The 22,944-nt window shown below is 53.7% G+C and carries 18 protein-coding genes; 11 read left to right on the top strand and 7 right to left on the bottom strand.

The features are described from left to right. The first annotated feature begins 58 nt into the window (after window positions 1–58). Genes FDW96_RS13155 through FDW96_RS13130 form a run of 6 tightly spaced genes read left to right on the top strand, consistent with a single transcriptional unit; the run spans window position 59 to window position 6,111 of the window. Window positions 59–1,222 carry a YhfX family PLP-dependent enzyme gene (locus FDW96_RS13155; RefSeq protein WP_061381008.1) on the top strand — a complete coding sequence of 388 codons (1,164 nt, stop codon included), beginning with the start codon at window positions 59–61 and terminating at the stop codon, window positions 1,220–1,222. Next, complete coding sequence (locus FDW96_RS13150) at window positions 1,222–2,448, top strand: phosphopentomutase (protein WP_042311961.1); 1,227 nt, start codon at window positions 1,222–1,224, stop codon at window positions 2,446–2,448. Before FDW96_RS13155 ends, FDW96_RS13150 begins: the two co-directional genes overlap by 1 nt. Then, window positions 2,445–3,323, top strand: a complete 879-nt coding sequence (locus FDW96_RS13145; protein ID WP_137365805.1) for a phosphotriesterase-related protein — start codon at window positions 2,445–2,447, stop codon at window positions 3,321–3,323. The genes FDW96_RS13150 and FDW96_RS13145 overlap by 4 nt, the downstream gene beginning before the upstream one ends. Before the next feature lie 10 nt (window positions 3,324–3,333). Further along, a complete protein-coding gene (locus tag FDW96_RS13140; protein ID WP_047408212.1) occupies window positions 3,334–3,687 on the top strand; it encodes a DUF2620 domain-containing protein in 354 nt (117 codons plus the stop codon). An 11-nt stretch (window positions 3,688–3,698) separates the two neighbouring features. Beyond that, window positions 3,699–5,003, top strand: a complete 1,305-nt coding sequence (locus tag FDW96_RS13135; protein WP_042311968.1) for a YhfT family protein — start codon at window positions 3,699–3,701, stop codon at window positions 5,001–5,003. A 13-nt stretch (window positions 5,004–5,016) separates the two neighbouring features. Beyond that, complete coding sequence (locus tag FDW96_RS13130; RefSeq protein WP_137365804.1) at window positions 5,017–6,111, top strand: aminotransferase class I/II-fold pyridoxal phosphate-dependent enzyme; 1,095 nt, start codon at window positions 5,017–5,019, stop codon at window positions 6,109–6,111. 68 nt (window positions 6,112–6,179) lie between these two features. Here FDW96_RS13130 and FDW96_RS13125 read toward each other — a convergent pair whose 3' ends face one another. From FDW96_RS13125 to tsgA, 7 genes are all read right to left on the bottom strand, one after another. After that, on the bottom strand, window positions 6,180–6,350 hold the full coding sequence (locus FDW96_RS13125; RefSeq protein ID WP_042311973.1) for a YhfL family protein: 171 nt from the start codon (window positions 6,348–6,350) through the stop codon (window positions 6,180–6,182). Window positions 6,351–6,548: 198 nt separating this feature from the next. Further along, window positions 6,549–12,173, bottom strand: coding sequence for an autotransporter adhesin BigA (gene bigA, locus FDW96_RS13120; protein WP_137365803.1), 5,625 nt, complete (start codon window positions 12,171–12,173; stop codon window positions 6,549–6,551). A 334-nt stretch (window positions 12,174–12,507) separates the two neighbouring features. Next, on the bottom strand, window positions 12,508–13,881 hold the full coding sequence (cysG, locus tag FDW96_RS13115) for a siroheme synthase CysG (protein ID WP_042312024.1): 1,374 nt from the start codon (window positions 13,879–13,881) through the stop codon (window positions 12,508–12,510). 11 nt (window positions 13,882–13,892) lie between these two features. Next, window positions 13,893–14,702: a nitrite transporter NirC gene (nirC, locus tag FDW96_RS13110; RefSeq protein WP_137365802.1), complete on the bottom strand. Its 810-nt coding sequence runs from the start codon at window positions 14,700–14,702 to the stop codon at window positions 13,893–13,895. A gap of 195 nt (window positions 14,703–14,897) precedes the next feature. Further along, window positions 14,898–15,224: a nitrite reductase small subunit NirD gene (nirD, locus tag FDW96_RS13105; RefSeq protein ID WP_042312029.1), complete on the bottom strand. Its 327-nt coding sequence runs from the start codon at window positions 15,222–15,224 to the stop codon at window positions 14,898–14,900. After that, a complete protein-coding gene (gene nirB / locus FDW96_RS13100; RefSeq protein ID WP_061381016.1) occupies window positions 15,221–17,764 on the bottom strand; it encodes an NADPH-nitrite reductase large subunit in 2,544 nt (847 codons plus the stop codon). The genes nirD and nirB overlap by 4 nt, the downstream gene beginning before the upstream one ends. Window positions 17,765–18,070: 306 nt before the next feature. Then, window positions 18,071–19,252 carry an MFS transporter TsgA gene (tsgA, locus tag FDW96_RS13095; protein WP_061381017.1) on the bottom strand — a complete coding sequence of 394 codons (1,182 nt, stop codon included), beginning with the start codon at window positions 19,250–19,252 and terminating at the stop codon, window positions 18,071–18,073. A 264-nt stretch (window positions 19,253–19,516) separates the two neighbouring features. Between tsgA and ppiA the strand changes: the two genes are divergently transcribed. The 5 genes from ppiA (at window position 19,517) to FDW96_RS13070 (ending at window position 22,854) form a co-directional block, all read left to right on the top strand. Continuing rightward, window positions 19,517–20,089 (top strand): peptidylprolyl isomerase A, encoded by a 573-nt coding sequence (gene ppiA / locus FDW96_RS13090; RefSeq protein WP_003023595.1) that lies wholly within the window; start codon window positions 19,517–19,519, stop codon window positions 20,087–20,089. Window positions 20,090–20,196: 107 nt separating this feature from the next. Continuing rightward, window positions 20,197–20,364 carry a YhfG family protein gene (locus tag FDW96_RS13085; RefSeq protein ID WP_064507016.1) on the top strand — a complete coding sequence of 56 codons (168 nt, stop codon included), beginning with the start codon at window positions 20,197–20,199 and terminating at the stop codon, window positions 20,362–20,364. Next, window positions 20,354–20,956 (top strand): putative adenosine monophosphate-protein transferase Fic, encoded by a 603-nt coding sequence (locus tag FDW96_RS13080; RefSeq protein WP_042312036.1) that lies wholly within the window; start codon window positions 20,354–20,356, stop codon window positions 20,954–20,956. The genes FDW96_RS13085 and FDW96_RS13080 overlap by 11 nt, the downstream gene beginning before the upstream one ends. Before the next feature lie 31 nt (window positions 20,957–20,987). After that, on the top strand, window positions 20,988–21,551 hold the full coding sequence (gene pabA, locus FDW96_RS13075; protein ID WP_042312037.1) for an aminodeoxychorismate synthase component 2: 564 nt from the start codon (window positions 20,988–20,990) through the stop codon (window positions 21,549–21,551). 85 nt (window positions 21,552–21,636) lie between these two features. After that, window positions 21,637–22,854 (top strand): aspartate aminotransferase family protein, encoded by a 1,218-nt coding sequence (locus tag FDW96_RS13070; protein ID WP_137350132.1) that lies wholly within the window; start codon window positions 21,637–21,639, stop codon window positions 22,852–22,854. The last annotated feature ends 90 nt before the right edge of the window (window positions 22,855–22,944 follow it).

Here is a 22,944-nt window from a genome sequence, read left to right as displayed (position 1 = left end):
ACCCTAAATATTCAAAAAAATGAATATTTAACTGAAGGATTAGAAACGAGGCAGAGAAATGTTTATAGAGGCATTGAAACGCCAGAACCCCGCGCTGATCTCGGCCGCTATCGCGTTATGGCAGCAGGGAAAAATCGCACCTGACAGTTGGGTCATTGATGTTGACCAGGTTATTGAGAATGGCAAACGCCTGCTGGATGTCGCCAGGCAACATGGCATTTCGCTGTATCTGATGACCAAACAGGTTGGACGCAACCCCTGGCTGGCGGACAAGCTGTTGCAGCTTGGCTATGAAGGCATTGTGGTTGTGGATTACAAAGAGAGTCGCGTTATGCGCCGTGCCGGGTTACCGGTTGCGCATCAGGGACATCTGGTGCAGATCCCGTCGCGACTGGTCAATGAGGCTGTGGCGCAGGGGACCGAGGTTATCACGCTGTTCTCGTTAGAAAAAGCGCGCGAAGTCTCGGCTGCCGCGGTGAAAGCCGGCTGTGAACAGAACGTGATGTTGAAGGTGTATGACAAGGATGATTTTCTCTATCCGGGGCAGGAAAGTGGTTTTCCGTTGGCGTATCTGACGGATGTGGTCAATGAAATCCGCAGACTGCCGGGTCTGCGCCTGAGCGGGTTAACCCATTTTCCCTGCCTGCTATGGGATGAAAAAACAGCGCAGACGGTGCCGACACCTAACCTGCATACCCTGGTGAGTGCCCGACACCAGTTGGCGGAAGCCGGAATTGCCATTGAGCAACTTAATGCGCCGTCAGCCAGTAGTTGCACGTCGTTACCCCTGTTGGCGGAATATGGCGTCACCCACGCCGAGCCGGGCCATGCGTTGACCGGCACTATCCCTTCCAACCAAAAAGGCGACCAGCCGGAACGCATCGCGATGCTGTGGTTGAGCGAGGTTTCGCACAATTTTCGTGGAGACAGTTATTGCTACGGCGGGGGGTATTACCGTCGCGGCCATGCGCAAAACGCGCTGGTCTTTACGCCAGAAAGCGACGCGCCGATCGCCGCAACGCTGAAACCCGTGGATGACAGCAGCATTGACTACTACCTGCCTGTGGCCGGTGAGTTTCCGGTGAGCAGCGCGGTGATCTTCTGTTTTCGCACACAGATCTTCGTGACGCGTAGCGACGTCGTGCTGGTGTCCGGTATTCAGCGTAACGCGGCTGAAATCGTCGCCCGCTACGACAGTCTTGGCAATATTCTGGAGGACTAATGGCCCGATTCGTGGTGTTGGTTATTGATAGCTTTGGCGTTGGCGCAATGAAAGACGTCACGCTGGTCAGGCCGCAGGATGCCGGAGCGAATACCTGTGGTCATATCCTGAGCGAGTTCCCGCAGCTACAGCTGCCAACGCTGGAAAAGTTGGGACTGATTAACGCCCTGGGCTTTGCGCCGGGGGTGATGAAACCTTCAGCATCGGCAGTCTGGGGCGTTGCACAGTTGCAGCATGAAGGCGGCGATACCTTTATGGGTCATCAGGAGATCCTGGGTACGCGTCCTCAGGCGCCGTTGCGGATGCCGTTTAACGACGTCATCGATGGTGTTGAGCAAGCGTTGAAAGCCGCAGGCTGGCAGGTGGAAAGGCGTGGTAGCGACCTGTCGTTTCTGTGGATTAACGACGCGGTGGCGGTAGGGGATAACCTCGAAGCGGATTTAGGACAGGTCTATAACGTTACCGCCAATCTTGCTGTTATGCCGTTTGATGAGGTGTTGAAAATTGGCCGCGTGGTACGTGAGCAGGTACAGGTTGGGCGCGTGATCGCGTTTGGTGGGCTGCTTACGGACAGTCAGCGCATTCTGGATGCCGCTGAGACCAAAGAAGGACGCTTTATCGGTATAAGCGCCCCACGCTCCGGCGCTTATGACAACGGTTTTCAGGTCCGGCATATGGGTTACGGCGTAGATGAGCAGGTGCAGGTTCCGCAAAAACTTCATGAAGCCGGAATCCCTACCGTACTGGTCGGTAAGGTGGCGGATATCGTTGGCAATCCGCACGGGCGCAGCTGGCAAAACCTGGTGGATAGCCAGCAGATCATGGATATCACCCTTAACGAATTTAACGCGGAGCCGACGGTATTTATCTGTACCAACATTCAGGAAACCGATCTTGCCGGACACGCTGAAGACACGGCGCGTTATGCCGAACGGTTGCAGGTTGTTGACCTTAATCTTTCGCGCCTTCTGGCCGCTATGGATCCAAATGATTGTCTGGTGGTCATGGCCGATCACGGCAACGATCCGACCATTGGGCACAGTCATCATACCCGAGAGGTTGTACCGGTTCTGGTGTATCGGCAGGGGCTGGAGCCAGCAAAATTAGGTATTAGGGCGACGTTATCCGATGTTGGCGCTACGGTGTGCGAATTTTTCGGCGCGTCGTTACCACAAAACGGCAGCTCTTTTCTTTCGGCATTACGGCTTAAAGAGGACATCTTATGAGTTTTGATCCGATGGGTTACACCTGGGTTCACGAACATCTGCATATCGATCTCTCCGGGTTCAAGAATAACCTCGATTGCCGGTTAGATCAGTACGACCTCATTTGCCAGGAGATGAAGGATCTCCGGGCGTTAGGTGTCAGCAACATTATTGAGATGACCAACCGCTATATGGGGCGTAATCCGCAATTCATGCTCGACCTGATGCGCGATACCGGCATCAACGTGATGGCCTGCACAGGCTATTATCAGGATGCTTTTTTCCCCGAGCATGTTGCGACACGTAGCGTGGAACAGCTCGCGCAAGAGATGATCGATGAGATTATCATCGGTATCGATGGCACTGAGTTGCAGGCTGGAATTATCGCGGAAATCGGCTCCAGTGAAGGAGTGATTACGCCGCTTGAAGAGAAGGTTTTTATCGCCGCAGCACGCGCGCATAACGAAACCGGACGCCCCATTTCGACCCATACCTCTTTTAGCACCATGGGACTGGAACAACTGACCCTGCTGAGGACGTACGGCGTTGACCTTTCTCGCGTAACCGTTGGTCACTGCGACCTGAAAGATAACCTCGACAATATTTTACGCATGATCGATCTCGGCGCGTATGTGCAGTTCGATACCATCGGTAAAAACAGCTATTACCCGGATGAGAAACGCATTGGCATGCTGCACGCGCTACGCAATCGTGGGCTGCTAAATCGCGTGATGCTCTCTATGGACATTACTCGCCGCTCGCATTTAAAAGCCAATGGCGGCAATGGCTATGACTATCTGTTAACCACTTTTATCCCACAGTTGCGCCAGTCAGGATTCAGCCAGGCCGATGTGGACACGATGTTACGTGATAACCCCTCACAATTTTTCCAATAAGGACAGAATCATGAAAAAAATTGGCGTTGCTGGCTTACAACGTGAGCAGATTAAAAAGACCATCGAAACCGCCGCTCCTGGCTGCTTTGAGGTATCCATTCATAACGATATGGAAGCGGCGATGAAGGTGAAATCCGGACAACTGGATTACTACATCGGCGCTTGTAACACCGGCGCGGGCGCAGCGCTGTCGATTGCCATTGCGGTGATTGGCTACAACAAAAGCTGCACTATCGCCAGGCCGGGTATTAAGGCGAAAGACGAACATATCGCAAAAATGGTTGCGGAAGGGAAAGTGGCTTTTGGCCTCTCCGTCGAACATGTTGAACATGCGATACCGATGCTGGTTAACCATCTGAAATAAAAGGCATGACTATGGATCTGTACATTCAGATTGTGCTGGTGGCCTGCCTGACCGGCATGACGTCACTTCTGGCGCATCGCTCGGCGGCTGTCTTTCATGACGGTATCCGTCCGATTCTGCCGCAGCTGATCGAGGGATACATGAACCGCCGCGAGGCGGGAAGTATCGCGTTTGGTCTGAGTATCGGTTTTGTGGCGTCGGTGGGGATCTCTTTTACCCTAAAAACAGGTTTGCTTAACGCCTGGCTGCTGTTCCTGCCAACGGACATTCTCGGTGTGCTGGCGATGAACAGCCTGCTGGCGTTCGGTCTGGGCGCTATCTGGGGCGTATTGATTCTGACCTGCCTGCTGCCGGTAAACCATCTGCTCACGGCGTTGCCGGTTGATGTGCTGGGTAGCCTCGGTGAGCTGAGTTCTCCGGTGGTTTCTGCATTCGCACTCTTCCCGCTGGTGGCGATTTTTTACCAGTTTGGCTGGAAGCACAGCATTGTCGCCGCGGTAGTGGTACTGATGACCCGTGTGGTGGTCGTGCGTTACTTCCCGCATCTGAACCCGGAATCCATTGAGATCTTCGTCGGGATGATGATGCTGTTGGCCATCGCCATTACGCATGATATTCGCCATCGTGGTGATGACGAGATAGATGCCAGCGGGTTATCGGTCTTTGAAGAGAGAACTTCGCGGATTATTAAAAACCTGCCGTACATCGCCATTGTCGGCGCGTTGATTGCCGCCGTCGCCAGTATGAAGATTTTCGCCGGCAGTGAAGTTTCGATTTTTACGCTGGAAAAAGCTTACTCGGCGGGAATTACGCCGGAGCAATCGCAGACACTGGTTAACCAAGCGGCATTGGCGGAATTTATGCGCGGGCTGGGTTTTGTGCCAATGATTGCGACAACCGCGCTGGCGACGGGTGTTTATGCGGTAGCTGGCTTCACGTTCGTCTATTCCGTTGGCTACCTGGCGCCGAACCCGTGGATTGCGGCAATCCTTGGCGCTATCGTGATTTCAGCGGAAGTGCTGCTGCTGCGTTCGATTGGCAAATGGCTGGGACGGTATCCGTCAGTGCGTAACGCGTCGGACAATATTCGTAATGCCATGAATATGCTGATGGAAATGGCGCTGTTGGTCGGCTCGATTTTTGCCGCTATCAAGATGGCGGGCTACACCGGCTTCTCGATTGCGGTGGCGATTTACTTCCTCAACGAATCGATAGGGCGTCCGGTTCAGAAGATGGCGGCCCCGGTCGTGGCGGTGATGATCACCGGTATTGTGCTGAATATTCTCTACTGGTTTGGTCTGTTTGTTCCGGCTTGAGGAGGCGTAAAAAATGAAAACATTCCCTCTGCAAAGCCTGACGCTCGCACAAGCGCAGCAGAAGCAGTTTGCGCTGGTGGATACGCTGTGCCGTCACTTTCCCGGCGCTGATTTTCTGACCGGAGGTGACTTGGGACTGGTGCCGGGGCTGAATCAGCCTCGGGTGACGCAGCGTGTGGAAAAAGTGCTGGCCGAGGCATTTCATGCTGAGGCCGGCGTGTTGGTTCAGGGGGCTGGTACCGGTGCGATACGCGCCGGACTGGCGGCGCTGCTCAAACCCGGCCAGCGACTGCTGGTTCATGATGCGCCCGTTTACCCCACAACACAGGTACTCATCGAGCAGATGGGCATTACTCTGGTCAGGGCAGATTTCAACTGCCTCCCGGAAATCACGCGGGTTATTACGCAGCATCGCCCGGATGCCGCGCTGGTGCAACATACGCGTCAGCAGCCGCAGGATCGTTACATTTTAACCGAGGTACTGGCGGAGATTGCGCGCTGCGGCGTACCGACGTTAACCGATGATAACTACGCCGTCATGAAGGTAGACGGTATCGGCTGTGAACATGGGGCGACGCTGTCTACATTTTCCTGCTTCAAGCTCTTTGGCCCGGAGGGAGTTGGGGCGGTTATCGGCAAGGCGGAGGTTATCGCCAGAATCCGTGCGACTCTCTATTCCGGCGGCAGCCAAATTCAGGGGGCGCAGGCCCTGGAGGTGCTTCGTGGTTTGGTTTTTGCTCCGGTGATGCATGCGGTACAGGCTGGCGTTTCAGAACGATTGCTGACGCTACTCAATAGCGGCGTGATACCTGAGGTTAAAAAGGCGGTTATTGCCAATGCCCAGTCGAAGGTGCTAATTGTTGAGTTTCATCAGCCGATTGCCGCCCGCGTACTGGAAGCGGCGCAAGAGAAAGGCGCATTACCGTATCCGGTGGGGGCAGAGTCGAAATATGAGATCCCTCCTCTGTTTTATCGTCTTTCCGGGACGTTTCGCGAAGCAAATCCGTCGCTGGGCGATTATGCGATTCGTATTAATCCAAACCGGAGTGGAGAAGAGACCGTACTACGTATTTTGCGTGAGAGCGTGAATGCGATAGCATATGAATGAGCATAGAATCTGAAAATGCAAAAAACCGGGAAATACCCGGTTTTTTTGTATCTGCGCAATAACGTCTATTACTGATCTGCAGCCGGGCCACAGCCACCAATAATTTTAGAAATTGAAATTGCCGGATGCAGGAAATAATCGTAGCTGCAGTTATTTTTTTTGTTTTCGATATGACCAGTACATGCGGTCAGTGTAGCCAGAACCCCAGCGACAATGGTGATTTTTGCAAATTTAAACATGTTAAAAATCCTTGTTAGATATCTATTTTAAAATGGATGAAATCCATTTCTCGGCGGTTAGGATATCAACTAACATAAAACTTAAGTAGTCCAGAAAAGGACTTGGTAATTTTTATATAAAACATATGGTTAGTGAATTGTTTTTAAATTAAAACAGCCTGGTATTAATAAGTAATACCAGGCTGCCGATTTAATTTATTAGCGGAATGTTTTTCTGAAATTTAACATAAAGCCTTTATCGCTGATGTTGTCCTCTTTCCACTGGTAAGCATCCAGATTCAGGCTGGCGTCTTTGGTGCTGTATTTCACGCCGATGGTTGCCAGACCATTAACGCCGCCGCCTTTTTGACCGTCATCCACGCCGAACGATTGACCCGCCGCACCCTGTAATGACGCTGTACGCTGGCTCTTGCTGTAGCTCAGGTTCGGGCCGCCTTCCAGCGTGGCGGTGGCACCCCAGCCGTTTTTCCCAACGTAATCCAGCTTCAGGCCGACAATGGAATCTACAGCGGTTTCGCTGCCAGCGTTCATCGACAGGTTAAAATCTCCTGCACTGCGCTCTTTGTAACCATCTTCCATGGTGTGACGGAATTTCACCCCGGCATACGGCGTGACTTTCAGCGCATCGCCCATCATGGTGAAAGTTTTCGCTCCTTCGCTGCGAAGCTCAAGATACTGCTGACGTGCGTCGGAATCCGCCACCTTGTTGGTGTCGCCATATGAGACAGAACGGCTGCTGTCGAGGTTGTGCACGTCATAACGCAGGCTGTTGTTCCACGCCAGACCTTCATCAAACGCCATGCTGTGCTTCAGACCAAAGAACTGACTGTAGCCGCCGGTCAGGCCGTTATCGCCCGCGGTTTTCGAACCGTCGCCATTCAGACGCGCAATACCGTACTCCAGCGTCAGATTCTGGCTGGCGGTAAGATCCAACGTCTGGCGTAATGCCAGCATGTCGTACTGGGTATCGTTGCCCAGCTCAGCGCGTGGGTCGCCTTTCGCTACGACGTTGAACGCTAAACCATCTTTGATCTGCGGCGCAGCGTCGGCCAGCATGGTAAAGCGGTTGCTGAGTACACGCGCTTCACGGAATACCGTGGTGGCCTGACTGCCGCTTACCTGTTTCAGCGCGCTGTTCAGCTCAGCAGTGGTGCTTACGTTAAGGCTGGTGTACAGCTCGTTGTTGGTGTAACCAGCGTCCAGCGCACTCGCCACGCCAGAAACGCTGGCGTCGGTGGCCACGTCGGCATAGGCGTTTTTGGTCATGGTGACGTCAACGTTGCCGTCGCTGTCCTGGCTACCCTGGGCGTTCCACACTACGCTGGTGGATGTGATGTTGTCCGCACCCTGGATATTGCTGCCGGTGAAGGCGTTATCCACCACCACGGTGGTCTCCGCCGTGCCGCTGGTAAAACCGGTATCCACCTTCACGTTGTCACCAATCACCAGATTATTGGCTTTCAGCGTACCGGAACTGCCATCGGCGTTGGTGCCGACAATATAGTTGGAGAGCTGCTGCGGCGCGTTTGGATCCGCTGGCGGCGTGGGGATGCTGCCCTCGGTTGGGGCGGTAGCCGCATCTGGGATAACGATGTCTGCCGTACCGTTGTGGTCATCCAGCGTACCGGTGGTGCCCGGTGCGTAGATGTCGCAGCCGCTGTCGCACAGCAGGTTGATTTCACCGTTGTTAATGATGGCTTTGGTCTGGCCGCCAAACGCATACGAGTCATCGGCGTAAACGTTGATCACGCCGTCTGCGGCGTTGTTAATAGTGGTGGCTTTACCGTTGCCTTTGATACCGATAAGCCCGGTGCCGTTGGTGCCGTCCTCCTTGCCCTGCTCAGTACCGACGTTGATGGTGCCGCTGTTGACCAGGTTGATTACATAGCTGCTGGTGCCGCCGCTAATCGCCACGGCGTTATCGCCCTGCACGTTGATAGTGCCCTGGTTGCCAAAGTTATAGCCGCGGCCCAGGTTAATCAGCGGCGCATCCGGGTTAATACCGTTGATCACGCCGGTTTCGGTGTTCCAGATCCATTTGGGGTCATTGCTGCCGTTGACCGTGGTGATGGCGCTGTAACCGTTAGTGGCGGTGATGGTGCCGCTGTTCACCTGGGTCAGCGAATCATTGGCGCGTGTCAGGTTGATAATGGTGTTCTCGCCGCCTTCCACCGCGCTTCCGCTGTTGGCAAGCGTTGCGCCCTGCTGGTTATAGAAGTAGAAGCTGCCACTGACCAGCGATTTGCCATCTTCCGCCACCGTCATATCGCCGGTGTTGACGATTTCTTGCTGGTAGCTGCCGCCCACGATGGAGCCGGTAAAATCACCGTCATTGTAGAAAGTAACGTCGCCGTTAAGGGTTAACAGATCAGTGGTGATGCTGCCGCCCTCTTCATTGAAGAGGCTGTGCCAGGTGGAAATAGCATCTGCGTCCAGCGTCCCGTAGTTGGCCAGCGCGTTAGCCCCGCCGTTAATCGTCAGGGTGCCGTTGACGGTAAGTGAAGCGCCAGCCTCGTTGTACAACCAGCCCCCGCTAACGTCCACATCACCGTTCAGGGTTTCAGTACCGTAGTTTGCCAGCGTACCATTGGTGAAGAAACCCGCGTCAGAAGTCTGGGTGTCGCTGTCGCCGCTGCCAGGCAGGGACTGAATCCAGATTTTATCCGTTGGTGCGTCGCCCATATGGGAATCAGCGTCATCCATCGGGCTGCCGTTAAGGTTGATGGAGCCGTTATTGATGATGTAGCTGGAACTGTCGCTCAGAAACGCCTGGCCGTAATCGGCGTCGATGTTAATCACGCCGGTAGTGTCATTGATGACGACGCCGCCGTTGAGCGCCGCCATGCCGACCAACTCGTTTGCCTGGCCTTCAACGCCTGCATCGGCGGTCAGGGTGATCATACCCTGGTTAATCGCGGTGCCACCGTTGAGCGCCATCATACCGAACCCGGCGTTGTTGACGGTAATGGTGCCGGTGTTGATGGCGGTGGCGTCGCCATCGGCATCGGTGGAACCCGCCACCATTCCTGAGCTGGTGAGATAGAGCGATGACGGCTGCCAGTAGCTGGTGCTGGTGATGTTATTTTCATCGTCCAGCGTCGGGACCAAGCCGTCCAGATAGATATCGCCTGCGTTTGACGCTGTTCCTCTGCTGGCAGTTACGCCATATACACCCGCGCCCTGCAAATGGATAGTGGCATCCTTATCATTAACGACATCGCCATAATCCGTAGCCAACATGGCGTAAAAGGTGTGGGTGTACCATTTCAGTGGATATGCGCCATCACCGCCACTGCCCTGCGGCGTCTGGTCAGAAATGATGGTGATATCGCCGTCGGCTTTGTTATGAACAGCCGATCCCTCGCCACTAGCCCTTGTGATGGTTGCACGATCCTCACTGCTGTTGCTATTGGTCGCGTAGACAAGAATATCTCCGCTGTTGCGGACTTCCGCGCCGTTATCTGCGCGAATGACGGAATATACGCCATGGCTTGTAATATCGCCTTTATTTTCAATTGATGTGCCTTCGCCATCAGCCATCAGCAACGCGTTGTAGGTGAAAAGGTTTGTGGGTATATAACTGACATTAACGTCAACAACTGAGTCATCACCCAGAATCAGGGAGCCGCCATTGTTGACCCGCGCCAGTACAACGTGACCACCCACTATCGTGTTGGTATCAATGGTAGAATGACCGTTTAGCGTAACGGTACTGTTACCGCTGACGCTGATGCCGGTAATGTCGGCAGAGGTTCTATCAAGTGGATCCTCGCTGTGGGTGATATTAATACCGCCGCCAATCTCAACGTCGTTATCATCACCTGTTACGCTCAGGCCAACAACGTCCAGGTACTGCCCGCTGGTGGCGGACAGATCGTTGTCATCAATATTCAGCGCGCCATTAAGGGTAACGTTATTGTCATTACCGCTGACAACAACGCCGGTTAACGGGGGATCCCCGGCAGCCAGATCATCCTGCCCGTAGTCGGCGCTGATATTTACGTTGCCGGTGATATCAACGGCGTTGCTGTCGCCGCTCACGCTCACGCCTGTCGCTGAGCTAAATACGCCTTCGCTATCCTGGACTGAGACAACGTTAATATCGCCATCCAGCGTAACCTGCGACATATCGCCGCTTACCAGCGCGCCGGTGCCGTTAAGGCTGACGTCAATATCCCCTTTGTTTTTGAAAGTGTTTTTTTCGCCTGCAACCACAAAACCTATGGAGTCCTGATCGCGGACGGTGGCATTGCCGGTATTTTTTGCTTCATTTCCGGTGCCGTAGGTGATGATGCCCATCGCGCCGTCGGTGACCAGCAGATCGCCCGCCTGGGTCAGGCTGCCGTTATCGCCATTGATAACTACGGCGGCAGAGCCTGCGCCATCCACCGCGATATCGCCGGTATTGGCGATACGGGCACCGTCGCCGTCAATTTGCGTACCGATGGCGCCGCCGGAGATAGTCTGATTACCTTCGTTGATAATAAGCGCGTTGTTGCCGTCGATATACAGCGCCGTGGAGTCCGCGCCGCTGACGGTGGTGCTCCCGGCGTTATCGATAACCACGTTGTCGCCGGTAATGTGGCCGCCGGTGCCGCCGTCGGTGATGGTCATATCACCGTCGTTGTTGACGCGGGCGTTATTGCCGTCAATGACGGTACCGGTGGAGCCTGCTCCGCTGATGTTAGAGGTACCGGTATTCTTAATCGTGGCGTTGTCGCCATCGATGATGATGGCGGTGCCGCCGCCGCTTACGGCAATGTCGCCGGAGAAATCGGTGCTGGTGCCGTTGCCGGAAATCAGCGCGCCGGTGGCGTTGTCCACCGTTGAGTGGCCCGAAATGGTGTTGGTGGTGCCGTCTCCGGAGATAACCATACCGGTGGCACCGTCGGTCACGCTGGAGTCCCCGGTGAGCGTGTTGACGGTTCTATCGCCGGAAATAATCGCGCCGGTACTGCCCTGGCCGCTGATATCCATGCCGCGATCGGTAGAATGCGATTCGTCGTCGCCGCTGATAACCGTGGTTTTATCGTCGGCAATAATCAGATAGCCACGGCTGTCGTACTTCCAGTAGAGACCGTTTTCCTGGGTGCCTTCAATCACGGCGGCATTGGCGTCGGTCACGTCCCAGCCGGAGACGTTCAGCGTTTTGCCGTCCAGGGTGGTGAGCTGCCACTGGTTGTTCTGTTCTGAATAATTCCACACGGCACCCTCGAGAACGCTGCCGCTATCCAGTTTGAAGCTATCGAAGGCCAGGGTGTCTTTGCCTTTATCGATGGTGACGCCGTTGCTGAAGGTAGTAACAGAGTTATCTGGGGGCGTGTCGTCGTCATCAGGCGGGGTCACATCGTCATCGCCGCCATCATCGGGCGGGGTCACATCGTCATCGCCGCCATCGTCAGGCGGGGTCACATCGTCATCGCCGCCATCGTCAGGCGGGGTTACATTGTCATCGCCGCCATCGTCGGGCGGGATCACATCATCATCGCCGCCATCGTCGGGCGGGGTTACGTCGCCGCCATTGTCGGGCGTAGGGGGCATATAAGAATGAGTGGAATCTCCGCCACTGTTATTTTCAACGCCAATAGCCACGCCCGCGGCCAACGCAGCAACGCCGCCAGCAACCCAGCCCCAGTGATTATCTTTTTCAGATAATGTAGCAAGGCAGGCCGGTGAGAGTTTTTCGCGCTTTTCTTTAGGCAGGGAGGAGATATTACTGGGACATTCTTTTTCATCATCGTTATTCTCTGCGGCGATGGCCGGAATGTAATAACTTTGCATCGCGAGAGCTATAGCGATAGAAATAAGTTTTTTCTTTTGCATAGGGTTCATCTTTGATTAATATTTTCCTTGCGTACTAAATATATGCAGATAGCGATACAGGCAATGATGAAATGGCCAGAGTAAAATTATCCTTTAGTGTTTATTTTATCACCCGATAACCTGGGTAGGTCAAATTGAATACTTAACGATACTATTTGCGGTATGAATGGATGTGGGGCGAATTTGGCTAATGAAAGAGTTTTTACGCAATATTATTAATAATCAAATTCACTTCATGAATTTAATTTGGGTTGCTTAATTCAATTTTAAGTAAAGTTAATTCGAAGTTACGAGTAGTTGTAAAAAAAGCCCTGGGGAACAGGGCTTTTTTTAATTAATGGTTAGAGAACCAGTTCAGCTTATCGCGAAGGCCTACCACACGACCAACAATAATTAGCGCTGGGCTTTCAACCTGTTGCGCTAATTCCCCGAGCTGCGTCAGCACACCGTTGACGACGCGTTGTTTCACGGAGGTGCCGTTTTCTACAAGTGCAACCGGCATATCGGGCTGCATGCCAAATTCGATCAGTTTTTCCTGAATCGTGGCCGCCTGGTTCAGCCCCATGTAGAACACCAGCGTCTGTTTCTCTGCCGCCAGATTTTCCCAGTCCAGCTCGCCGCCGGTTTTCAGGTGCCCGGTAACCAGACGAACGCTCTGGGCGTAATCACGATGGGTCAGTGGAATGCCGGAATAGGCGGAACAACCGGAGGCTGCGGTAATACCCGGTACGACAGAGAATGGAATACCGGCGTGGCAAAGCGTTTCCAGCTCTTCGCCACCGCGACCAAAGATGAACGGGTCGCCACCTTTCAGTCTCACGACGCGTTTACCCTGTTGCGCTTCACGCAGCAGGATCTGGTTAATCTCTTCCTGCGGTACGCAGTGGTAACCCGCACGTTTACCGACGAACACCCGGTCGGCATCGCGGCGCACGAGGTTCATAATATCGTCGGAAACCAGACGGTCATAAACCACTACGTCTGCCTGCTGGATCTGCTGCAGCCCTTTCAGCGTCAGCAGCCCGGCATCGCCAGGACCGGCACCAACCAGCACCACTTCTCCACGGTGATCCAGTGGTTCGCTAAGCAACTGCTCGGTGGTTTCTTCGACGGCTTTTGTGTCACTGTTTGCCAGCGACTGCGCCAGGCGGTCATTAATGAACAATTTTTCCCAGAAGCGGCGACGTTCACCCATACTGGCAAACTGTTTTTTAACCCGGGAGCGCAACTTGCCGGCATATTGCGCGACCTGGCCCAGATGCTGAGGCAGCATGGATTCGAGTCTTTCACGCAGCAGACGGGCCAGCACCGGTGAAGTGCCGCCAGAGGAGACCGCCACCATCAGCGGCGAGCGGTCGATAATGGAGGGCATGATAAAACTGGCTGCTTTTGGCGCATCGACCACGTTGCAGAAGATACGGCGTGATTCTGCGGCGGTGCTGACGCTTTGGTTAACGGCATCGTCATCGGTGGCGGCGATAACCAGCCAGCAAGGATCGAGCAGGGACTCATCGAACGGCCCCTCAACCAGTGTCAGCATGCCTTCATTTGCCCATACGGTGAACTGCGGAATAAACGCCAGCGCATTAACTGTTATACGGGCGCCCGCTTCCAGCAGCAACCGCGCTTTGCGTTCTGCGACATCACCACCGCCGACGATCAAGCAGTCGCGGTCACGTAGTTGACAAAATATAGGCAAATGGTCCACGACATTACCCCTTAATTATTGGCAGCAGCCTCTGGCTGATTGATTTTTGCCGGAGCCGGACGCTCCGATTTTGGCGTAGCATACCAATAACCCAATCCCATGAATACGACACCGGACAAAGTATTACCGAGTGTCACCCACAACAGGTTATGACCAATTCCGGCCAGGGTATAGGCTTCGCTATGATGACCGAACCAGGAGAGGGCAAACAGCGTCATGTTGGCAACTGAGTGCTCGTAGCCGGAAGCAATAAATGCCAGCAGACACCACCAGATAGCGAGGAATTTCGCTGCGCCTTCGGTACGAATTGCCATCCAGATTGCCAGACAAACCAACCAGTTACACAGCGCGCCTTTGAAGAACAGCACCGTTGCAGGCGCTGTGGTTTTCGCCAGTGCAACCGAATGCACGATGCTGGTATCGATCGGCAACAGGCTGCCGCCGCCCCAGCTATAAAGCAGGGCGACAAACACGGATCCGACCAGATTACCCAGCCAGGTTTGCGGCAAAATTGCCCACATTTGACCGTGGCTGATGGTGCCCGCTTTAACGCCGAGCGTCAGGAACATGGTGTGACCGGTAAACAGTTCAGAACCCGCGATGATGACCAGCGTTAAGGCGATACCAAAGGTTGCACCCATCACCAAAGGACGTACGGATGGGTCGAGCAGATTGCCGAGGGTGAAAATAAGAATGATGCCAAGACCGACATAAGCCCCTGCCATTGCTGAACTGACCCAGAATCCGAGCGGGTTATTAGTCGACAGGCGTGCGATGCGCGCAGCGTTAGCCGCACACTTATTGATAGTGTCAGTAAACATTTGATTATCCTTTTCTCACTTCATCCTTTGCACTGCCTCTTTGTTGGCTGCCCTCGCTCACCCCAGTCACATAGTGAACTATGCTCCTGGGGATTTTCTCGGTTGCCGCCGCGATGCAGTACAAATGATTTTGTGATAACAATTAAAATGAAAAAAATACAAAAAAGGGGAGGCGTTGCGCCTCCCAAAAATTTATTAACCGCGCAACTGCACCGTGCCGTCTTTTACTCGCGCTTCGTAATGTTTTACCGAGAACTGTTCGTCTTCCATGCACAGCCCATCGCTTAAACGAAAGCGCTGTTTTTTCAGCGGGCTGGCGACCCACAGTTCGCCCTGATGTTCAGCGATCAAACCACGAGAAAGCACGCTGGACTCAAAGAACGGATCGATGTTGCTGATCGCAAACACCTGGTCGCTGTGATACGGGCGGAAAATCGCGACTTGTTCAGTACCTAACAGGGCACAGACGCCTGTTGCAGGCAGAATGTCATCGATTTTGCAGATGTTTTGCCACTGGCTCATGCGTTCTCCTCCACCAGAGTCACCGGGATACGCTCATAAGGCGTTGCCGGACGATGTTGTTCACGTTCAGGCACAACCTGGACGTTCGGGTCGCGTTTGTCGCTGTTGATGAAGTGCTTGAAGCGAACCTGCGCGGATGGGGTGTTAACGGTTTCTGTCCACTCGCAGACCACCGCTTCACGCAGACGGGCCATCTCTTCTTCCAGATGTTCGTTCAGGCCCAGCTTGTCGTCGATGATGACCGATTTCAGATACTCGATGCCGCCTTCCAGGTTGTCTAACCATGGTGCGGTACGGGTCAGTTTGTCGGCAGTGCGGATGTAGAACATCATGAAGCGGTCGAGATACTTCAGCAGCGTTTCGCGATCGATATCCGCCGCCAGCAGATCCGCATGACGAGGTTTCATCCCGCCGTTACCGCAAACGTACAGGTTCCAGCCTTTTTCCGTGGCGATGATACCCACGTCTTTGCCCTGGGCTTCCGCGCATTCACGGGTACAGCCGGAGACACCGAACTTCATCTTGTGCGGCGTACGGATGCCTTTGTAGCGGTTTTCCAGCTCGACGCCGAAACCGACGCTATCGCCCACGCCGTAGCGGCACCAGGTGCTGCCCACGCAGGTTTTCGCCATACGCAACGCTTTAGCATAGGCATGACCGGTTTCGAAACCGGCTTCAATCAACTGGCGCCAGATTTCCGGCAGGTCATCTTTCTGTGCGCCGAACAGGCCAATACGCTGAGAGCCGGTGATTTTGGTATACAGGTTAAATTCACGCGCGATACGCCCCACGGCCACCAGACCTTCAGGGGTGATTTCACCGCCAGCGGAGCGCGGGATTACAGAGTAGGTGCCGTCTTTCTGGATATTCGCCAGGAAGTTGTCGTTGGTGTCTTGCAGCGGTGTGTGCTGAGGTTTGAGAATGTACTCATTCCAGCACGAGGCCAGCAGGGAACCGACGGTCGGTTTACACACTTCACAGCCGTAGCCTTTCCCATGTTTTGCCAGCAACTCTTCGAAGGTTTTAATGCCTTCTACGCGAATGAGATGGAACAGTTCCTGACGCGAGTACGGGAAGTGTTCACACAGGTTGTTGTTAACTTCAATACCCTGTTTCGCCAGTTCAGCGTTCAGGACCTGCGTTACCAGTGGGATACACCCACCGCAACCGGTACCGGCTTTGGTTTCAGCTTTCAGCGCCGCAACGGTGTGGCAACCTTTATTGATAGCAGCAACCAGCATGCCTTTGGTGACGTCGAAGCAGGAACAAATCTGCGCGCTGTCCGGCAGTTTATCGACGCCGATAGACGGTTTGCCGCTGCCCGCATGTGCTGGCAGGATCAATGAGTCCGGGTTTTCCGGCAGTTCGATAGCGTTCAGCACCAGTTGCAGCAGATTGCCGTAATCGCTGGTGTCGCCTACCAGAACCGCGCCGAGCAGCGTTTTGTTATCTTTGCTGACAATGAGGCGTTTGTAGACTTCTTTGCTCTCGTCGAGGTAAACGTAGCTGCGCGCACCCGGTGTGCGGCCATGTGCGTCGCCAATCCCGCCAACGTCAACGCCGAGCAGCTTCAGCTTGGCGCTTAAATCTGCGCCTTCGAAGGCGTTTTCGGTTTCGAGGATATGGTCAACGGCAACCTGCGCCATTTTGTAGCCGGGTGCCACCAGACCATACACACGGTTGTTCCAGCTGGCGCATTCGCCGATGGCATAGATGTCCGGGTCAGAAGTCTGGCAGGTGTCGTTAATCACGATCCCACCGCGCGGAGCGACGTCCAGACCGCACTGGGTAGCCAGTTTGTCGCGTGGACGAATACCGGTAGAGAAAACGATAAAATCGACCTCCAGTTCGCTACCATCGGCAAAACGCATGGTTTTGCGCGCTTCGACGCCTTCCTGAACAATCTCTTTCGTATTTTTGCTGGTGTGCACACGCACGCCCATGCTTTCAATTTTGCGACGTAACTGTTCGCCACCCATATGATCCAGCTGTTCAGCCATCAGCATCGGAGCGAATTCAATCACGTGGGTTTCAACGCCGAGGTTTTTCAGCGCACCGGCGGCTTCCAGGCCCAGCAGACCACCGCCGACGACAGCACCGCGTTTGCTACGGCGCGCACAAGACTCAATGGCGTTGAGATCTTCAATGGTGCGGTAAACGAAGCAGTCCTGTGTTTCCGAACCTTTAATCGGCGGGATCCACGGATAAGAGCCAGTCGCCATGATCAGCTTATCGTAATAAACCGTACGCCCCGCGCTGGAGTGGATCACCTTCTCCTGGCGGTTGATGGTAATTGCGCGCTCGCCCACTAATACCTTAACGCCGTGCTTCTCGTAGAATCCTTCGCGCACCAGAGAAAGCTCTTCGGCGGTGTGGTGGGAGAAGTAGGAAGACAGGTGTACGCGGTCGTACGCTTTGCGGGGTTCTTCACAGAAGACGGTAATATCAAAATTGGCAGCGTCGGATTTATCAAGAAGATCCTCAATAAAGCGATGGCCGACCATACCATTACCGATAATAGCGAGTCTGACTTTGCTCATTTTTGCCTCGATTTCTTTTCTATTACCGCCTACCTTAACGATTCAGCAACCCCGCTTATTGATACAAATCAAATTCGCTCTCATATACTCCTTAAGAGGTATATGACTGATTTACCTACATTTTTATAAGTTACGGAATTGACTGGCTTTTCGTGTTTGTATAAATAGCGTACAAATTAAGGGGTTTTTGTATGAATTGGCCTGCATCACCTGGAGAGGTGGGGGATGCGAGGTATATGCCGGATGGCGCGGACACCATCCGGTAGTGTGCAGGCCGGGTAAGCGGAAGCGTCCCCGGCAGTGAGATTAATGCGTGGCTGGAGCGTTATGCTGGCGATGGCGCGTGACAAACCCAAGAACAAAGCACATCACGAACACAACGGCATACAAGCCGTTAGCCGTTTGCAGTGCCGCCATTGGACCGCTATGAGCGACGATCGGGCCAGTGACGACGAAAGTAAGCATGGTACCGATGGTGCCGCAAGTCAGAACGAAGTTAACCAGTTTAGGTGAGGCGACCTTCGTCTGTTGGGAACCGAGGGTAATGATGGTGGTATAAATCGCGCTGGAGAAGAAGCCCAGTGTCAGAATGAACCACGGCATATGCTCTGGCGTACCGGTGATAAACAGATACATCAGGATGGTGGCCAAACCCGCCAGTACGGTCAGGATGCGCTGCAGATCGAAGAAACGCAGAATAAAGCTAAACGCCCACATGCCAACCATGTAAGACATCCAGAAGTCGCTGACCAGTTTACCCGCATCACCCAGGCTCATGCCCAGACTTTTGGCATATTCCGGTACCCATGAGATAAAACCAAGCTGGCCGAGGATGTAGCATAAAGCCGCAATGGACAGAAACAGTACGCCAATGCCCCATTTTTCTTTTACTACCGGTGCGTCTGACTGCTGCGCGTGTTTGCCAAGCGCCGGGAATTCGCAACCGAAGGTCAGCAGGAAAATAGCAACATAGACCAGGCCGATGCAGGCATAAACCCAGTACCATTCAATGCTGCGCGCTAACAGGAATGCTGCCACCATCGGGAAAATCATGCCAGCCATGCTGAAGAAAGAGTCCGTAAACAGCAGGCGGGAACCGCGCTGGCGACCTTCATACATCTGCGTGACCAGGAATGTACCAATCGACATGGTGATACCGCTCACCAGCCCAAGGACAAACATTGCTGCTGAGAACAAGGCCAGGCTATGGCTGAGCATCAGTCCGGCGACCGCCAGAACCATCAGGATAAAGCCAAAGCGCAACTGGGTTTTCAGGGGCACAATCTCCATCAGCCATGCATTCAGGAAGATAGAGATCAGGATGCCGGCATTCAGGAAAGTGAAGGTGTTACTCATACTGGAAACGGGCAAATGGAAGTAATCTGCGATATTTCCCATCACCATCCCGGTGACAATTACCAACGCGCCTGTCAGGGCGTAGGAGAGAAAGCTAATCCATGTGAGCTTAATGCGGTTGCTGTTAGTCATGACTGGCCTGTATAGAAGTGTAAGGCGCATTGACTGCGCCGTGAGCGGGCAGATTTTAGGCGCTTTAGTGACACATTTAAATATTTAATGGCAATAACTTGCTCCGTTACATTTTTGTATGTGATCTCGATCACAATGAGTATTGCGACTGTGAGGTTACATTTGTTTCAAGTACGTAAAATTAAGTAAAGGGATGGCCTTGTCCTTGAAGGCTCTTTAGAATCAATTCACTTGCTTCATTTCTGCTCTTGTTAAGGAATTCTCATGCTCAAATCGACTCTGGCGGCTGTTGCAGCTGTTCTCGCTCTTTCCGCTCTCTCCCCTGCAGCACTGGCAGCAAAAGGTGACCCACATGTCCTGCTGACCACCTCTGCGGGTAACATTGAGCTGGAGCTGAACAGCCAGAAAGCCCCGGTTTCAGTGCAAAACTTTGTCGATTATGTGAACAGTGGTTTCTATAACAACACCACGTTCCACCGTGTGATCCCGGGCTTTATGGTACAGGGCGGCGGCTTCACCGAGCAGATGCAGCAGAAGAAACCTAACCCGCCAATCAAGAATGAAGCCGATAACGGGCTGCGTAACACCCGTGGCACGATTGCGATGGCGCGTACAGCAGATAAAGACAGCGCGACCAGCCAGTTCTTTATCAACATCGCAGACAACGCTTTCCTCGATCACGGCCAACGCGACTTTGGCTATGCTGTATTCGGTAAAGTTGTGAAAGGTATGGATGTCGCGGATAAGATCTCTCAGGTACAGACCCATGATGTTGGTCCTTACCAGAATGTCCCGTCAAAACCGATTGTTATCCTTTCAGCTAAAGTTCTGCCGTAATCGTATTTTTCGCGGGTAGTTCCTGCCCGCGTTCTCTCCCTTCTCTGCGTAACCCGAAATTGCTGCTTATACTTGTGGCAAGTGCCGCTTACATTCAGGGAGGTCACGTGAAAAAACTCACCGATAAACAAAAGTCCAGACTCTGGGAGCAACGGCGTAATGTCAATTTCCAGGGAAGCCGACGACTGGAAGGCGTGGATATTCCACAGGTTACTCTGAACGCGGAAGACGCCCTGGCGCGTCTGGAAGAGTTGAGGAGGCACTATGAGCGATAAATTCGGTGATGGACGTGACCCTTATCTGTACCCCGGTCTGAATGTGATGCGTAACCGCCTGGGGATTCATCAGGCCCAGCGTCTGGCACAAGCGGCATACGAATTAACAGCACTGCGCGCCGCGACGATTGAGTTGGGGCCTTTAAAGCGTGGCTTGCCACACCTGTGCGCCATTCATCGCCAGTTATACCAGGATATTTTCGACTGGGCGGGGCAGTTGCGGGAAGTTGATATCTACCAGGGCGATACTCGCTTTTGCCATTTTGCCTATATCGAGAAAGAGGGCAATGCGCTGATGCAGGATCTGGAAGAGGAGTCCTGGCTGGTGGGATTGCCGGAAGACAAATTCGTCGATCGCCTCGCGCACTATTATTGCGAAATTAATGTGCTGCATCCGTTTCGTATTGGTAGCGGTCTCGCGCAGCGTATTTTCTTCGAACAGTTAGCGATTCATGCCGGGTATATGCTGAGCTGGGATGACATTCAGGTTGAGGAGTGGAACCAGGCGAACCAGAGCGGGGCAATGGGCGACCTGAGCGCTCTGCGGGCGATATTTCGTAAAGTGGTAAGCGAAGCCCCGGAAACTGAGTAGAATAGCGCGGGTCTTATGTACCGGAGCCGCCATGATCCTGCTTATCGATAACTATGATTCTTTTACCTGGAACCTGTACCAATACTTCTGCGAACTGGGCGCTGATGTTCTCGTCAGGCGTAACGACGAGCTGACGCTGTCGCAAATTGACGCGCTGAATCCGCAAAAAATCGTGATTTCCCCGGGCCCCTGCACGCCGGATGATGCCGGTATCTCGCTGGACGTTATTCGCCATTTCGCGGGCAACATCCCGCTGCTGGGCGTGTGTCTCGGTCACCAGGCGATGGCGCAGGCGTTTGGCGCGACCGTGGTTCGGGCAGCAAAAGTGATGCACGGTAAAACCTCGCCGATTACGCATAACGGGCAGGGCGTTTTTCAGGGACTCGCCAACCCATTAACCGTGACACGCTACCATTCTCTGGTGGTTGCCCCCGAAACGCTTCCTGACTGCTTTGAAGTGACGGCCTGGAGTGAGACACAGGAGATCATGGGTATTCGCCACCGCGAGTGGGATCTGGAAGGTGTGCAGTTTCACCCGGAGAGTATTCTCAGCGAACAGGGGCATCAGCTGCTGGATAATTTCCTCCAACGGTGATTTATGGTTGCTATTCAGTGATTTTTTATTCATATTTTGTGATTATAATTTCACTAGCATTTCTGCTTAACAGGGTGGTAATGACATGGCAACTGAACAAACTGCGATTACGCGCGCGACATTCGATGAAGTAATTCTGCCGATTTATGCACCGGCTGAGTTTATCCCGGTAAAAGGAAAAGGGAGTCGAGTCTGGGATCAACAGGGCAAAGAGTATGTTGATTTTGCGGGCGGCATTGCAGTTACCGCGTTAGGGCATTGCCATCCGGCGCTGGTTGAGGCGTTAAAAACCCAGGGCGAAACCCTGTGGCACACCAGTAACGTTTTCACCAACGAACCAGCGTTGCGCTTAGGTCGTAAAATCATTGATGCGACCTTTGCTGAACGCGTGCTGTTCATGAACTCTGGTACCGAAGCCAACGAAACCGCCTTTAAGCTGGCGCGTCATTATGCCTGCGTACGCCACAGCCCGTTCAAAACCAAAATCATTGCCTTTCATAATGCGTTTCACGGTCGTTCGCTGTTTACCGTATCTGTTGGTGGGCAACCGAAATATTCCGACGGCTTTGGACCAAAACCGGCGGATATCATCCATGTGCCGTTTAACGATCTGCATGCGGTAAAAGCGGTGATGGACGATCACACCTGTGCGGTGGTGGTTGAGCCAATTCAGGGGGAAGGCGGAGTTACTGCGGCAACCCCGGAATTCCTGCAAGGTTTACGTGAACTCTGCGACCAGCATCAGGCGCTGCTGGTATTTGATGAAGTGCAGTGTGGGATGGGGCGTACCGGCGATTTATTTGCCTATATGCACTACGGCGTGACGCCGGATATCCTCACCAGCGCTAAGGCGCTCGGCGGCGGCTTCCCGGTGAGCGCCATGTTGACCACCCAGGAAATTGCCTCCGCGTTCCACGTGGGTTCGCACGGTTCCACTTACGGCGGTAATCCACTGGCCTGTGCAGTTGCAGATGCCGCGTTTGATATCATCAACACCCCGGAAGTGCTGGAAGGTATTCAGGGCAAACGTCAGAAGTTTGTGCAGCATTTGCAGCAGATTAATCAGCAGTTCGATATTTTCAGCGATATTCGCGGCATGGGGCTGCTGATTGGCGCCGAGCTGAAGCCGCAGTTTAAAGGCCGGGCGCGCGATTTCCTCTACGCCGCCGCGCACGAAGGGGTGATGGTGTTGAATGCCGGGCCGGACGTAATGCGTTTCGCGCCGTCGCTGGTGGTGGAAGACGCGGATATCGAGGAAGGGATGCAGCGTTTCGCGCAGGCGGTGGGGAAGGTGGTGGGCTGATTGCCTGATGTCGGCGCGAGCGCCTTATCCGGCCTACAGGGTAAGGTTTGATTCGTAGGCCGGATAAGCGTAGCGCATCCGGCAGTCGAT

Origin of the sequence: Citrobacter sp. TBCS-15 (assembly GCF_005280815.1) — a bacterium.
GTDB classification, from domain to species: domain Bacteria; phylum Pseudomonadota; class Gammaproteobacteria; order Enterobacterales; family Enterobacteriaceae; genus Citrobacter; species Citrobacter werkmanii.
This window is presented reverse-complemented; position numbering and strand designations above follow the sequence as displayed.